The sequence below is a fragment of the Halobacillus andaensis genome, assembly GCF_014636475.1.
GTDB classification, from domain to species: Bacteria; Bacillota; Bacilli; order Bacillales; family Halobacillaceae; genus Halobacillus_A; species Halobacillus_A andaensis.
The window spans coordinates 989,575-1,004,674 of sequence record NZ_BMEL01000001.1; the positions used below are offsets into that span (position 1 = coordinate 989,575).

At 44.3% G+C, this 15,100-nt stretch carries 11 protein-coding genes and 1 pseudogene; 3 read left to right on the forward strand and 9 right to left on the reverse strand.

The features are described from left to right. Positions 1–11: 11 nt before the first annotated feature. On the forward strand, positions 12–1,202 hold the full coding sequence (locus IEV27_RS05060) for an acyl-CoA dehydrogenase family protein (RefSeq protein ID WP_188376351.1): 1,191 nt from the start codon (positions 12–14) through the stop codon (positions 1,200–1,202). Between the two features lie 262 nt (positions 1,203–1,464). Here IEV27_RS05060 and IEV27_RS05065 read toward each other — a convergent pair whose 3' ends face one another. Further along, positions 1,465–1,761, reverse strand: coding sequence for a hypothetical protein (locus tag IEV27_RS05065; RefSeq protein WP_188376352.1), 297 nt, complete (start codon positions 1,759–1,761; stop codon positions 1,465–1,467). A 296-nt stretch (positions 1,762–2,057) separates the two neighbouring features. Between IEV27_RS05065 and IEV27_RS05070 the strand changes: the two genes are divergently transcribed. Further along, positions 2,058–2,849: a C40 family peptidase gene (locus IEV27_RS05070; protein WP_188376353.1), complete on the forward strand. Its 792-nt coding sequence runs from the start codon at positions 2,058–2,060 to the stop codon at positions 2,847–2,849. A 50-nt stretch (positions 2,850–2,899) separates the two neighbouring features. Here IEV27_RS05070 and IEV27_RS05075 read toward each other — a convergent pair whose 3' ends face one another. The 7 genes from IEV27_RS05075 to IEV27_RS05105 all read right to left on the reverse strand — a co-directional run bounded on the left by IEV27_RS05075 (position 2,900) and on the right by IEV27_RS05105 (position 13,766). Next, positions 2,900–4,681, reverse strand: a complete 1,782-nt coding sequence (locus IEV27_RS05075) for an L-lactate permease (RefSeq protein ID WP_188376354.1) — start codon at positions 4,679–4,681, stop codon at positions 2,900–2,902. Positions 4,682–5,714: 1,033 nt separating this feature from the next. Next, positions 5,715–6,491, reverse strand: coding sequence for a fumarylacetoacetate hydrolase family protein (locus tag IEV27_RS05080; RefSeq protein WP_188376355.1), 777 nt, complete (start codon positions 6,489–6,491; stop codon positions 5,715–5,717). Positions 6,492–6,508: 17 nt separating this feature from the next. Continuing rightward, on the reverse strand, positions 6,509–7,975 hold the full coding sequence (locus tag IEV27_RS05085; RefSeq protein ID WP_188376356.1) for an FAD-binding oxidoreductase: 1,467 nt from the start codon (positions 7,973–7,975) through the stop codon (positions 6,509–6,511). Positions 7,976–7,980: 5 nt separating this feature from the next. Continuing rightward, positions 7,981–9,354: a (Fe-S)-binding protein gene (locus IEV27_RS05090; RefSeq protein ID WP_188376357.1), complete on the reverse strand. Its 1,374-nt coding sequence runs from the start codon at positions 9,352–9,354 to the stop codon at positions 7,981–7,983. 13 nt (positions 9,355–9,367) lie between these two features. Then, positions 9,368–10,672: an FAD-binding oxidoreductase gene (locus IEV27_RS05095; protein ID WP_188376358.1), complete on the reverse strand. Its 1,305-nt coding sequence runs from the start codon at positions 10,670–10,672 to the stop codon at positions 9,368–9,370. A 64-nt stretch (positions 10,673–10,736) separates the two neighbouring features. Continuing rightward, entirely contained in the window at positions 10,737–11,465 is a 729-nt protein-coding gene (locus IEV27_RS05100) for a FadR/GntR family transcriptional regulator (RefSeq protein ID WP_229734838.1), read from the reverse strand. Between the two features lie 126 nt (positions 11,466–11,591). Continuing rightward, a complete protein-coding gene (locus tag IEV27_RS05105) occupies positions 11,592–13,766 on the reverse strand; it encodes a malate synthase G (RefSeq protein ID WP_188376359.1) in 2,175 nt (724 codons plus the stop codon). A gap of 204 nt (positions 13,767–13,970) precedes the next feature. On the opposite strand from IEV27_RS05105, the gene IEV27_RS05110 reads away from it, so the two are divergent. Then, entirely contained in the window at positions 13,971–14,858 is an 888-nt protein-coding gene (locus IEV27_RS05110; RefSeq protein ID WP_188376821.1) for a LysR family transcriptional regulator, read from the forward strand. Between the two features lie 66 nt (positions 14,859–14,924). On the opposite strand, the pseudogene IEV27_RS05115 reads toward IEV27_RS05110, so the two are convergent. Beyond that, positions 14,925–15,026: pseudogene (locus IEV27_RS05115) on the reverse strand (fructose-bisphosphatase class III); the annotation flags it as partial. Positions 15,027–15,100 lie beyond the last annotated feature (74 nt).

The following is a 15,100-nucleotide window of genomic DNA, read 5'->3' on the forward strand; positions in this document are numbered from 1 at the left end:
GGAGTGTGTATATGAATTTCGATTTTACTAATGAGCAAGTGATGCTGAGAAAAACAGTAAGAGATTTTACAGATAAAGAAATTATGCCTTTTATCAGCGAGTGGGATGCGAACGGTTATTTTGATAAGGACATTTTAAATAAGTTGGCGGATTTAGGGTTGATGGGTGTCTGTATTCCTGAGAAGTATGGCGGGAGCGGTATGGATTACAATTCGCTCGCGATTGTATGCGAAGAGTTAGAACGGGGCGATACGGCCTTTCGAACGGCGGTTTCTGTGCATACGGGGTTAAATAGTATGACGCTGCTGCAATGGGGAACGGAGCAGCAAAAGCAGAAGTATCTCATTCCACAGGCTAAAGGGGAAAAAATCGGCGCCTTCGGGTTAACCGAGCCAGGTGCCGGCTCAGATGTAGCGGCTTTGCAATCAACAGCAAAACGAGACGGAGATAGTTATATAGTAAACGGTCAGAAAACGTGGATCTCCTTATGTGACACGGCTGATCACTTTCTCGTTTTTGCTTACACAGATAAAAGTAAAAAGCACCACGGCATCTCAGCATTTATTGTTGAACGAACGATGGAAGGGTTCTCCTCGAAAGCGACGAAAGGCAAGCTTGGGATTCGTGCCGGAAACACAGGTGAACTGTTTTTTGACCAAGTGAAGGTGCCAAAAGAAAATTTAGTGGGACAAGAAGGAGATGGATTTAAAATTGCGATGGCGGCATTAGATAATGGAAGATTTACAGTAGCCGCAGGAGCGTGCGGTCAAATTATGGCTTGCTTAGAAGCCAGCATTGACTACTGCCACGCCCGAGAGACATTCGGCAAAGAAATCGGGCGGCACCAGCTTGTACAGCAGATGATCGCAAAGATGGAAGCCGGTCTTCAGATGAGCCGCTTACTCGTCTACCGTGCGGGAGAGTTGAAGAATAAAGGCGTGCGCAACACCCGTGAAACATCACTCGCGAAATGGCAGGCGTGCGACTTCGCTAATCAGGCAGCTGACGATGCGGTGCAAATTCATGGAGCTTATGGGTACTCCAGTGAATATCCCGTCGAACGCTATTTGCGCAACTCAAAAGCCCCCGTCATTTATGAAGGAACACGTGAAATCCACACCATTATGCAGGCAGAATATGTCCTAGGATACCGAAAAGATAAACCCCTTAGTCATATGCTTCCTGCATGGGATCATAATTAGCACGGCCGCCCAAAGTTCCCTTGTAAATCTCTGCTTACAAATCTAGGCTGGAACGTAACCGAATAAAGCATAAAATCATCCACCGGGTACCAGGTACCGAAATTCATACTTGGCACTTCGCTCTTTTACCTTTTTCGGTACCTGGTACCCTAATGCTCCCTCGCATCTGCTATTATACGAATATTTGTTTTTGACCACTACTTTTGTCCCACCTCTTCTTTTAGACTATCAAACCTGCTTTTCCCCACAACCTCACGGCTCTCTACATAGTCCAAATTTCTATGATTTTAATTATTCCATATGATTTCTTGGTTGTTAACAGGTAAAAATGCATCCCAAATAACAATGTCAACCCTAAATAAATAGGAAGAGTGATTACTTCTTTCTTTCTTTTCGACAAGAGGAAAACAGCCATCCAGATCATTGCTGGAATTAATCCTGACATTAAAATGATGATTTCATTGTCGGGTGCCATAACGACTCCACCTATGGATAGCATAAGGTTTTGGAGTATTAATAAACCCGAAGCAAACATAAAAAAGACATTGGCTTTCTTCATACTCCCCCTCCAAACTCAAGGATTATTTTTCCATTATACACTTATCACCTCAGACCTGGCATTTTCAACAGCAGAATTGTATTAATTGTTTGTAAAAAGAATATAAAGTCAGCTTAATCTGTTTGAAACCTGCTGTCGACTTTTGTCTGATAGACTAGGTTCTAGTTTGAAAGATCACGTGAATGACATAGTAAGCTTCAATTCATTTAAGCAAGGATTACATATGATCCTCAATTGTTGAGCTATCTGCTTTCCTGATTTCAAACTGAATAACTCAATTTTTAGGAGGATTTTACATGGTTAAGTCATCTCAGTCTGTGCGAAAGTATGTGATTTCTTCAGCACTCGTCACGACGTTAGCACTAACACCAGTTTTAACAGAAAATGTTTCTGCGAAGGCAGACCCTACTTCAACGGAATCAAGCACTTCAGCAGAAACGTCTATATTAAGTAACGGAGCTCAAGGAGAAGACGTAAAGTCTGTACAATCTGATCTCGAGGCAGAAGGATATTATACATCAAACCTTGATGGTATTTTTGGACCTCTGACAGAAGAAGCGGTAAGAGATTTCCAAGCTGATCAAGGGCTAGCTGTAGACGGTTTAGTAGGACCAGAAACAGAGTCTGCGCTTTCTAATTCTGATGACAGCACGAACGAAGAAACGACTACGGAAGAGCCAACAACTGAAGAACCAACAACTGAAGAACCTTCTTCTGATGACTCGGCTTCGCAATCTGACGTGGTTTCCATCGCAGAAGATCAAATCGGCACGCCATATGTATGGGGTGGAACAACTCCAGACGGCTTTGACAGCAGTGGGTTCATTCTCTATGTTTTCGATCAAGTTGGCATTGACTTAAATAGAAAAGAAAGTGACATGTGGTTATATGACGGCGAAAGAGTCGAATCTCCAAGTGTTGGGGACGTTGTATTCTTCGAAGGAACATATGACACAGAAGGCGCATCTCACAGCGGTATTTATATTGGAGATAACAAAATGATCCACTCTGGCAGTAACGGAGTTGAAGTAGCCGATATGAGCATCGACTACTGGCAGGATCACTATATCGGCGTTAAATCTTTTTAATAAGCTAGTAAAAAAGGGAACTTCCAACGGTGGAGGTTCCCTTTTTATAGTTATACGGTTTTTCGTTTTTGCTGAAGGTTAGCCAATGGATCACGATTTTTATTCGTAGCGATAATATAGACGGCAACTGTCGTAATGATCGCTGCGACGACAGTTCCGATATTGAAAATTCCTTTCTCCGCTGTCCATACGATGGAGTACCCAAGGGCTCCGGCAAAAGTGGCATAGTAGAGAAATGGGAAGATTGTTTTTCTAATGATATCCCCTTCTTTACCGACTAATCCGACGACAGCACAAGCGGCTACAACGTTGTGTACGCAAATCATATTTCCGGCTGCTCCCCCTACGGCTTGCAGAGCAACAATCCAGGTGGCATCGACGCCGATTTGAGCGCCAACGTCATATTGGAACAGTGAGAACATCATATTGCTGATTGTATTACTTCCTGCGATAAATGCGCCGAGACCGCCAACAAAGGAAGAGAACAGCGGCCACAAGTCCCCGGTTAAGGCGGCGACTCCATTGGCTAGCTCAATCGGCATGCTTCCAAAACCTGCTGCTCCTCCACCGGAATTCAAAAACACTTGAACCATGGGTACGGTAAAAAGAAGGGCAGCGGATGCTGGGATCATCGTTTTGCCTGATTGAGTCAAAGCGCTCTTATAAGACCTGAAATTCATTTGATGAATCGCAAACGTGATGAGGGATACGACGACAAAAATGGTGCCTGGTAAATAGAGTGGCTGGAAGCTTGCTGTTATTTCCGTACCAAAAATGTTTGGCATCGTCACATTCACCGAGGTTAACCATTCATTTAAAGGCAGGAAGGTCAATCGTGTCATGACTAGGAATAAGCCTACTAAAATGTAAGGCATCCATGCCTGAAACATCGACATTTTTCCACTTTTGTGAGCAATATCCTTAATCTCGATTTTTCCGGTCCATGAAGGATCCCACTTGGACTGTTCCTCGAAATCCCAATACTCTTCTTTAGGAGGCATGAGAAAGCCTTTTTTAGCAGCAGGAACAACGATTGCCAGTCCGACTAGACCGCCGATCATGGACGGAAACTCAGGACCAAGTACATTAGCGACAATCACATAAGGAATGGTCATCGCAAAGGCTGCAAATAAGGCGAATTTCCAAACTTTGATGCCTTCGCTGAATGACTTGTTTTTACCAAAAAAGCGAGTCATGAGCGCCACAACGAATAAAGGAACCAGTGTACCGACAATGGCATGAAGAATAGCGACACGGCCGCCGACCATAGTCGTTAAAGCCAGAAAGTTATCCGTGATGCTGGCGTCAGCTGCCAGTCCGGACTGAACCCCAACGAGAATCGGTGTCCCAACAGCACCGAAGGAAACAGGTGTACTCTGAATCACCATCCCAGCAATTACAGCAGCCATAGCTGGGAACCCTAACCCAACGAGCAGTGGAACAGCAACCGCTGCCGGCGTTCCAAACCCTGCTGACCCTTCAATAAAAGCACCAAACAGCCAGGCAATGATAATCACTTGAATGCGCCGGTCTGGCGACACATCAATAAACCCTTGCCTGATTGTCTTAAGACCTCCACTCTCCTGCAACGTGTTTAATAATAGAATCGCTCCGAAGATGATATATAAAAGCGTCCCGGCGACAACTAACCCATTGACAGAAGCAGCAGCTACCGTTGCACCAGGTACCTGCCATACAAACAACGCGAGTAAAACAGCTACTATGTACGAGATGGGCATCGCTTTGCTTGCCGGCCACCTGAGCCCTACGAGAAAAACACCTACGGCAATGATCGGTAAAAGTGATAAAAGTGCTAATGTTCCAGTATTCATGATTCACCCTCCATTGATTTTATTGTCAAATGCTTCCGGTGAATACTCCTTCCCTCCTTTCGCTTCTCCTGACAAAACATGGGTTCAAATACCATTCAAAAAACAATAATGAAAGCGCTTTCTATTTATTATAAAGTTACCTCCTACTATTTTCAATAATATTCAAATATTGTATTATTTACATACTCCGACATTGTAACGGGCTATTTTTACTATTTAATTGTTCCGCAGACCCAAATCTATATTTTGGACCCCTGGAACATCTCGTTGCCCAATTACCATCTTTTCCAAAAAAACTCCCTCACTCCCCGTTCGATTTATATATTTGGCTTTGTTAAAGTTCAGTGTTGATATTCATATACTTTAGTGGAAGACTCAGCTTGGAGATGTTTGCACTGTTTCCGTTATGTTTAACAGAGGTAAGAGCTCCGGGAAATCACTCCCTTTCCTTGGGAGCGCAGTGAGCCTCCTTCGAGCTTCGCTCTCCGGGGTCTCACCAAGCACTCTCTTCCCACAGGAGTCTCGCGATTTCCCGGAGCTCTTTGCCGATCATTAGTAGAACGGAAACTCTTATGACAGTACTTCAGCACCTTAGAACCTTTATGAAGTTTTTCACTCAGAACATGGCTAGCGGTAGACATACACCTCCTCCATCCATGTAGTGTGTCATACCCAAGCGCAATATTTTCATTCCGCTGGAATCGGAAAAACGCTCATGTGAGGGTTCGTTTCTCACCTTCATCGAATGGGGTTGTTGGGAAGCTGCGAGACTCACGTGGGAGAAGGACGTAGGCGAGATCCCACAGGGCTGCAAGCCCGAGGAAGCTCGCCACTTCCCCCACAGGAAAGCGAGTAGCTTCCCAACCACCCCTGACTGGCAACCTGGCCACGAACCCCGATTATCTCGAATTCAAGTCTTCCACTATCCTGCCATATTGTTGAATAACTTACTTGTCAATATCAACAACCACCTTAAACATAGCCATATATTTAGGGAGTAATGATGTTTTTATGAAGAGTGATTGCTGTTCATCTATGATTCTACAGAAACAGAGGTCTTTACTAATCGATTTTTCAATGTGCCGATTTCATCGATTTTACATTCCACAACGTCCTGGTCTTTTATAAAATGAGCTCCTAAAGGACTGCCCGTTAAAATGCAATCGCCCGGCTTCAGTGTCATCACCTTCGACAAATAAGAGACCATGTACGTTAAAGATACGATCATGAGATCAGTTGGACTGTTCTGCGTTTCCACTTCGTTAATGTCCGCTTTGACCGAAACCTTGGACGGATCCAGGTCCGTTTCGATGTATGGACCAATCGGCGTGAAGGTATCAAATGCCTTTCCTAATGTCCAATGGCCGTTTTCATGAAAAAGCTGCGGCGCCGTCACATCGTTTCCGATTGTATAGCCGAAAATATAATCCAGCACTTCATCTTCTTCTATATTTTTAGCTTCTTTTCCAATAATGACAGCCAATTCTGATTCAAATTTAACTTCATCAATTCCTCGTGGCATTATAATTTCTTCTTCAGTTCCGACTACCGAAGAAGCAGGTTTGAAAAAGAAGACCGGGATCTCTGGCAATTGATCCGGCTTTTCTTCTTTACTGCCCACATAGTTCGCTCCGATGCCGATGATCTTTTCCGGTACGACGGGAGCCAGCAAATTCACTTGATCTAGTGGCAGAACTTCTCCTGTATAGCCCCATCCCCCGTAAATTGGTCCCTCGATCAGACTGATGTCATCATTTGTGACGACACCATATTGGACTTCATTTTTGTACGTAAATCTAGCAAATTTCATAAACGTCTCTCCTCCTATTATTGAACGGCTACCGTGTCTTTAACGATTTTTTTTACGTCCATGCAGCGGCTCGGCGTTGGAAAAAGCTTTCCTTTATTCAGCAGGTCGTCTGGGTTGAAAACTTCTCTAATTTTAATTTGGGCTTCCAATTCTTCGTCTGTAAATACAAATCGCATTTCTTCTTTTTTCTCTATGCCGACGCCATGCTCCCCAGTAATTGATCCTCCTACGTCGGAACAGGCTTTCAAGCAGGCCGTTCCAGCTTTTAACGCTTTTTCCGTTTCCCCGGGGTTGCTGGAGTCAAATAAGATCAATGGGTGAAGATTACCATCTCCTGCATGAAAGATATTTGCAATCCTCAATCCTGATTCTTTACTGATTTCTGAAATATTCTTCAGCACTTCTGGAAGTTTACTTCTCGGAATCACACCATCCTGGACGAGATAGTCCCTTGAAATGGCTCCCATCGCTCCGAACCCTGTTTTGCGGTTCGCCCACCATCTTCCTCGTTCTTCTTCACTCTCGGCCACTTTCACTTCCCTCACGTTCCTCCCCTTACAGACAGAGAGGATTTGGTCAATCTGTTCCTCGATTCCCGCTAAAATTCCATCCACTTCAATTAATAGAAGTGCTTCAATATCATCCGGGTGCCCAACAGGATAAGATCCGGCTTCGACTCCTTCAATCGCTGTCTTGTCCATCATTTCAAGCGCAGCGGGTACAATGCCGGCAGAAATGATATCGGAAACGGCACGGCTCCCGTCTTCTATATGGTCGAAGTAAGCAAGCACCGTTTGCTTTCCTTCTGGATTTTTCAATATCCGTACGGTGATTTTTGTTACGATGCCAAGCGTCCCTTCCGAACCTGTCAAAAGTCCCATCACGTCATACCCCGGGCTATCCGGCACCCCATCTTCGCTAATCTCAATAATCTCTCCATTTGGCAAAACGACTTCAAGACCTAAAATGTGGTTCGTGGTCACCCCGTATTTCAGACAATGGGCACCACCCGCATTTTCCGCGACATTACCGCCGATGGTACATACATATTGACTGGATGGATCAGGAGCGTAATAATACCCTTTGTCCGAAATGGAATTCGTCAATTTCAAATTGACAAATCCAGGCTGGACCACGGCTTGACGGTTTTCATAGTCCACACTAAGCAAATGCTTCATTTTCACTAAGCTGATGATCACTTCACGGTTTAGAGGAATGGCCCCTCCGCTTAAGCCTGTCCCCGCACCACGGGCAAGGAAAGGGATGTCATTGATAGAGCAATAGCGGACAATGGCCGCCACTTCTTCCGTATTTTCCGGAAAAACAACGGCTTTAGGCATCGCTCTGTGTACGGTGAAGCCATCACAATCATAAGACAACAGATCCGCATCTTCATAAAGAACTTCTTTCTCCCCTACAATCTCAATCAGCTTGTTAATATGCGGATCTCTCTGCGTTTTCTTTTTCTTCTTGTTTTTAAACATCACTCTCACCCCTTCTCTGCAGCAGCTTTTGACCTATCACCCTGGATCATTTGCTTGTCTTTTTGGTAAGCCCAGTCCAGCAATTGAACGGTATGAACAATTTCGCTTTTTCGCCCATACTTCTGCACTCCCATAGCCATCTGCAGCATGCAGCCTGGATTCCCCATCGAGATCATTTCAACCTCTTGCGGCACATCCTCCATTTTTCGATCTAATACCGCCTCAGCCATCTCAGGATTGGTAATGTTATAGATTCCGGCGCTTCCGCAGCACGTATCAGCATTCGACAACTCCGTGTAATCGACACCTGGAATATCCTTAAGCATTTGTCTCGGTTCATGACGGACGCCCTGTCCATGGGCTAAGTGACAGGCATCATGATACGTAATCTTTTTGTTCAATGGGCTCTGCGGCTTTTCATAACCCGTATCATATAAGTATTTAGATACATCTTCCACTTTTTCTGAAAAAGCTTCTGCCCTGGCTTTCCACTCAGGATCATCTTTAAACAGTTCCGGGTATTCTTTTAACGCACAACCACAGCCTGCAGCATTGACGACGACTTTCTCCGAGTTTTCAAAGGCTTCAATGTTTTGCTTGGCAAGCTTCCTTCCCGTTTTCCGATCCCCTGCGTGCACATGCAGGGCTCCACAGCATGTCTGCTTCTTCGGAATGGTCACTTCATTATCGTTATGGGTCAGTACGTTGATGGTGGACTGATTGATGTCCCCGAACATGACATCCATAATACAGCCTGTCAGCATCGAAACTCTGGCTTTTGGAACTCCTCTAGCAGGTATCACATCGACATCCTTATATTTCTTCTGTACCGATGGCTTGATTGCCGGCATGATGCTCTCCATATTGGCCAGATGGTCAGGCATCACCTTCAGCGCTCCGGTTTTACGGACAACCTTCTGCAAACCACTCCGCTGATAAAACTTAAGCAGGCCGCTGAGTGTATGCATTCGCTCCTGATAGGGGAACAAACCTTTTAAGAAAAACATGCTGACCGCACCTTTCCAACCTTTGAGAGGCATCGCCTGCCGAATTTGACCGCGGGCTTCCTCGATCAAGCCGCCCACATCGACATCGGCCGGGCAGGCCGTTGTACAAGCGCGGCAGTCCAGGCACTGAAAAACAGGATCAGCGAATTGTTCATTCAGTTGAATTTTTCCTTCCGCTACTGATTTGATCAAATGTACTCTCCCGCGCGGGGAGTGCTGTTCCTGCCCTGTTTCCAAATAGGTAGGGCAGGCTTCTAGGCACATGCCGCAGTGTACGCAGTCCATCCATTTGTTTTCATCCGGATGATCGCTGCTGAAATAATTGCTTATACTTGCTGATGAGCAGGGTGCAGTTTGGCCGGACGCTGCCATTTCCTTAAGCAATTTATATCCCTCCTATAAACCGTTGATGGTTCAATGTATTGTTCGGATCGATCGTGTGCTTGATTCCTTCAAACAAAAAGAAGTACGACGTCTTTCCGCCCCATATATCGATTTGATTTCTCAAGTCATACAAAAGGTGTTTTACGACGGCATACCCTTTCCTCACTTCCGTGATCCTGCGCAGATGATATACAGCTGCCGTAACTTCTTCTCCTTTTCCAGACACTATATAGTGACTAATTCCATGCCCCAGACCACCGTGGGCTTCTACACTCACGTCATGTTCCAGCTCAATGCTTTTTGACTCTTTCATGATTTGATAAACGTCCATGTTTTTACTTGCTACCTTAACCACTGCTTGTGTAATTTCAGCAGCTTTATCTGTAAGGCTGTTAGGAGCATGCGACCTAAACGTTTTCCAAAAATTCTGCGCTTCCTGTTGGGTAAGCACTTCTGCATAGCATCCATCAGGTTTATGCTTTTCGATCCACTCCTCCTGATCACGGCACGACTTCTCTACATCCTCAAAAGCAATCAGCAGCGTATACGCTTCACGGTTGATCATTTTTTTCGATAAAGCGGGGTTTAGTAGTTCAAGCGTAACAGGCTCCTTCATAGAATCCTGAATGCTCACACCAAGCTGCTTTAAGTCATCAATCCGGTCCTCTGAAGCAGATACTTGCACAAGACTCTCATATTTAGGGATCGGCCGTAGTTTCATGGTGATTTCTGTAATGACTCCTAACGTTCCCATAGCTCCGATAAACAGCTTATTCATGTCATAACCAGCTACATTTTTAACAACCTTGCCACCAGTCCGAATGACTTGCCCGTCTGGGTATACCACTCGTAAACCAATCACAAGATCCCTGGCCGAACCGTACTTTAACCTTTTGGGACCGCTTTCATTTGCGGCAATGACTCCTCCTATGGTGGACTGATCGGGCCAATTCGGATCGATGGCTATCATTTGATGGTGTTCCTGTAGAAATTCCTGGAGTTCTGTTATGGTTGTCCCTGCTCGTACAGTGACAGTCATGTCTCCAACGTTATGCTCTACTACTCCTTTGTACTCTGCCATCGAAAGGGTATAATCATAATTCTCTTTTATCCCTCCATATCCACGTTTACTCCCTCCAGATTCAATGGAGACGCTCTTCCCCTCTTGATTTGCCTTCTGAAGGATTTCTGAGATTTCATCTTCACTTTTTGGTGTAACTACAGCAGCCCCTTTGTTTCCGAATCGATCGACTAAAGAAACCGATGAACCATTCTGCTGTCCCGGATGTGACGCTTGAAAATCCACTTCATTCACCTCTTTTGTTTGTTAATTAAGAAGAACGGATTTACTATGCATAAAAAAACTTCTTTTACTTACCAATATCCAGAGATTTCTCCTGATCGTACTTTCGCATAAGGTTTCGTACAAACTCCAAGTGATTCAACATAGCTTCACTTGAAGGTTCAGCTTCCCCCGCCTTAATTTTTTCAAAAATGAGCGCATGCTGCTCGATGACTTCTTCTAAAATCAATGGATCCGATACGATCGAACAGTGAAATTCAACCATTGATTGTTTAATAGATGAGGAAATAAAATCCATCAACCTATAGAGAATTTGATTACCGGAAGCCTCAGCAATATGAAGGTGAAATTTATAATCAGACTGCTCATGCCCCTCACCTTCCTTCGTCTTCATCTCGTTCATGGCCAGTTCCATTGCTTGTAGATCTTCGGAGGTCCGCCGTTGGGCTGCCAGTTTTACCATACCAGGCTCTAATATCTCCCTCACTTGAAACAATTCTTCGATAGATTGTTGGTTGGATAAAAGTAAAAATTGATGAAGCAGCTTAGCGGTGTCGAAGCGACAGACGTAAGTCCCCTCACCCTGCCTGGTTTCTACCAGACCTTTTCCTTTTAATGAAGTGATCGCATCTCTTACAGCGGATCTTCCCACCCCAAAAAGGTCACATAATTCGCGGACCGATGGCAGTTTCTCTCCAGGTTGAAACTTATGGGAACGAATGGAGGCTTCCAAATGCTCTTCTACACGTTCAGATACTTTTTTAGTAGAAATTTTTTCAACTCTCAGCAGCCCCACCCCTTTCAGTTATCACATATCTGACAAGTCATCGCGCAGGCCGGTAATCAAGATTAAAAAAAACGTGATACAACAGGAGCCACTAACTTTCCGTTAATGGCTCTGGTTGTCATGACTTGAACAATATTAATTTGCGTACACTTTCTCTTTCACTTCTCTGCGGCGGCGGTGTAAGATCGGCTCGGTGTAGCCGCTCGGCTGATCATACCCTTTAAAAACCAAATCGCAGGCGGCTTGGAAAGCGATGGATTTATCATAATCAGCAGACATCGGATGGTAATCCGGATCATCAGCATTTTGCTCGTCTACCACTTTGGCCATGCGTTTTAACGTTTCCATCACTTGTTCTTCATTAACAATACCGTGATGCAGCCAATTCGCCATGTGCTGGCTGGAAATACGGAGTGTGGCCCGGTCTTCCATAAGCTCGACGTTATTAATGTTCGGAACTTTAGAACAACCAACTCCATGCTCCACCCAGCGAACAACATACCCAAGAATACCCTGCGCATTGTTATCCAGTTCTTCCTGGATTTCCTCTTCACTCCAATTCGAATTCTCCGCCACCGGGATTTGTAAAATGGCTTCCTGCTCATCCGTTCGGTCTTTAGCCAGCTCACTTTGGACTTGTGCGATATCAATTTGATGATAATGAAGGGCGTGTAAGGTAGCCGCCGTCGGCGATGGAACCCAGGCTGTATTGGCCCCTGCTTTTAACTGACCGTCCTTTGTTTCCAGCATATCAGCCATCAAATCAGGCATCGCCCACATCCCTTTACCGATTTGGGCTTTCCCTTGAAAGCCGCTGGCAAGACCGACACGTACATTGGATCTCTCATAGCCATTCAACCATGCGGATCCTTTCATATCGTTCTTTCTAATCATTGGACCTGCTTCCATAGACGTATGGATTTCGTCTCCCGTTCGATCAAGAAAGCCTGTATTAATAAAAGCAATGCGCTCTTTCACTTCATTGATGCATGCTTTTAAGTTCAGTGTCGTACGGCGTTCTTCATCCATAACTCCAATTTTTAACGTATTCCGTTTATAGCCGAGCAGATCCTCGGTACGATTGAACAAATCGTTTGCAAAAGCGACTTCCTCGGATCCATGCATTTTTGGTTTCACGATATAAACGGATCCTTTTTTAGAGTTTTGGTATTGACCATTGTTCAACACATCGTGCTTCGCAAGCAGGCCGGTAATTACAGTATCAATGATCCCTTCAGGTACCTCTTCTCCATTTTGATCAATGACCGCATCACTTGTCATCAGATGACCAACATTACGCGCGAACATGAGGGAACGGCCCGGAAGCGTTAATTCTCCTCCCTCCGGCGTGGTGTACGTACGGTCTGGATTCATCTCCCGCGTTACTTCTTTATCGCCTTTAGCAAACGTTACCGATAAATCTCCTTTAAGAAGACCTAAATAGTTCCGGTAGACCTCAACTTTATCTTCCGCATCAACTGCAGTAACAGAATCTTCAAAGTCCATAATCGTGGTTAAAGCAGATTCAACAAGAATGTCCTTCACACCTGCTTCATCCGTGCGGCCGATCGGATGAGTGTGGTCCACTTGAACTTCCAGATGAATGCCATTATTCTTTAACAGAATCGCCCTGGGAGCCTCCGGCTGTCCTGAAAAGCCAGCCAATTGAGCAGAATCCTTCAAACTTGTTGTCTTTCCATCTGTCAGTTTAGCGACCAATTGACCATCAAAAAATTGATAAGATTCTACATTCTTGTGGGAGCCCTCAGCTAACGGCACCCTTTCATCGAGGAATTTTTTAGAGAAAGCAATGACTTTCTCTCCACGTACAGGGTTATAATCTCCCTTGATCTCCGCGCCATCTTCTTCACTAATGGCATCCGTGCCGTATAAAGCATCATACAAACTTCCCCAGCGGGCATTTGCTGCATTGATCGCATAGCGTGCATTATTAACCGGAACGACGAGCTGAGGACCCGCCTGTACGGTTATTTCATCATCAATGTCCTGAGTGGACACTTGAAAATCTTCAACATCCGGCTCAATATAATTCAACTCTTTTAAAAAAGATCGATACGCTTCAGGCTGAATCGTTGGGTTTTGCTTGTGATACTCATGAATTTTGTTTTGAAGGTCGCCTCGTTTCTTCAACAAAGCTTTATTTTCTGGAGCAAGGTTGTGAATAATCGCCTCCAGCCCTGACCAAAAATCATCACTGGAAATACCGCTATTTGGAATGGCTTCTTTGTTGATGAACTCATACAAAACGGGAGCCACTTTTACATTACCTACTGTTACATAATCTTTCACAATACATTCCTCCTTGAATGGATTAAAGAATTGTCCATGTTGAAACGCTTACATTTTTTGTCGGAACATTCTTTCTATTTGTTGTTATTTATCTTATAATAAAATTTACCATATCAAAAATACATATTTAGAATGAGTCGTATTCCTTTTAGTTATAACTCATCGAGCAGAAGGTGAAATTCAGCGGAATGGAGCGTGAATCAATTGGACATTCGTCATTTGGAGTATTTTTCAGAAGTAGCTAAACAATTGAGCTTTACGAAAGCCGCTTCAACCCTGCATGTTTCTCAGCCGTCACTTAGTAAAGCTGTTAAGCAGTTAGAAGATGAATTGGGCGTCCCCTTATTTTACCGGTCGAAGAAGGTAGAATTAACGGATGCCGGTAAAGCTGTTCTCACAAACGCGATCAATGTGTTAGACGCCTTTCACAATTTAACCTCTGAATTAAGCGATATCATTGAATTAAAGAAAGGGGAAATTAAAATCGGAATCCCCCCGATCACTGGTGCTGCTTTTTTCTCAAAGCTGATCAGCTATTATCGCGACCAGTATCCGCAAGTTAAGATTCTCTTAAGTGAAGTCGGTTCTAAAATGATTAAACAAGGCGTTGAGGATGGCTCACTAGATATTGGGCTAGTATGCAATGTTCCTGTGAAAAAAGATAACTTGGAAGTACTCGAAGTGATCAACGATCCCCTCATGCTTCTGGTCCATCAGGATAATAAATTGGCTCAACAAGTACGAGTTGATTTAACGGACCTCGATCAAGAATCTTTCATTCTCTACCGGCAGGATTTCTCCCTTCATGACCGGATCATTGAAGAATGCAGCACAAAAGGATTTTATCCAAATGTCGTCTGCCACAGCTCACATCGCGACTTTATGATTGAAATGGTTGAAGCTAAAGTCGGAATCGCTTTACTGCCAAGTGAAATAGCCACCACCATTCAAGATCGCGCGATTAAAGTGATTCCTCTTGAAAACTCGAACTTAAGTCTCGAGCTCGGCATGGTGTGGAAAAAAAATAAATACCTGCCCTTTGCCGTTCGGGAATTTATTGACTTGTCTAAACAGTACCTGACAAAAGTATAATGTTCATCCCCAGGCAAATGGAGCACGTCCAGCGTTCATTCGCTGGACGTCTTTAATGAACGTATCAGCTTGTCCGAGTTTATATAGCAATTCTACTATAATATAGGCGAACTGATTCGGCAGTGCATTACGTAATTTCGAACGCGTGTATTTAGAAGAAGCATAACTCCCCTAACTACACTTCCTGCTAATAAAGCCTTTGACAATTTGGAAAGTACTTATCATTATTTGTTTCGCTGCTA

Coding starts and splice junctions, on each gene's coding strand:
- IEV27_RS05080 (WP_188376355.1), bottom strand. CDS start 6,491: ATGAAATTTGCTAGATTTACGTACAAAAATGAAGTCCAATATGGTGTC.
- IEV27_RS05070 (WP_188376353.1), top strand. CDS start 2,058: ATGGTTAAGTCATCTCAGTCTGTGCGAAAGTATGTGATTTCTTCAGCA.
- IEV27_RS05090 (WP_188376357.1), bottom strand. CDS start 9,354: ATGGCAGCGTCCGGCCAAACTGCACCCTGCTCATCAGCAAGTATAAGC.
- IEV27_RS05060 (WP_188376351.1), top strand. CDS start 12: ATGAATTTCGATTTTACTAATGAGCAAGTGATGCTGAGAAAAACAGTA.
- IEV27_RS05065 (WP_188376352.1), bottom strand. CDS start 1,761: ATGAAGAAAGCCAATGTCTTTTTTATGTTTGCTTCGGGTTTATTAATA.
- IEV27_RS05085 (WP_188376356.1), bottom strand. CDS start 7,975: ATGTTTAAAAACAAGAAGAAAAAGAAAACGCAGAGAGATCCGCATATT.
- IEV27_RS05075 (WP_188376354.1), bottom strand. CDS start 4,681: ATGAATACTGGAACATTAGCACTTTTATCACTTTTACCGATCATTGCC.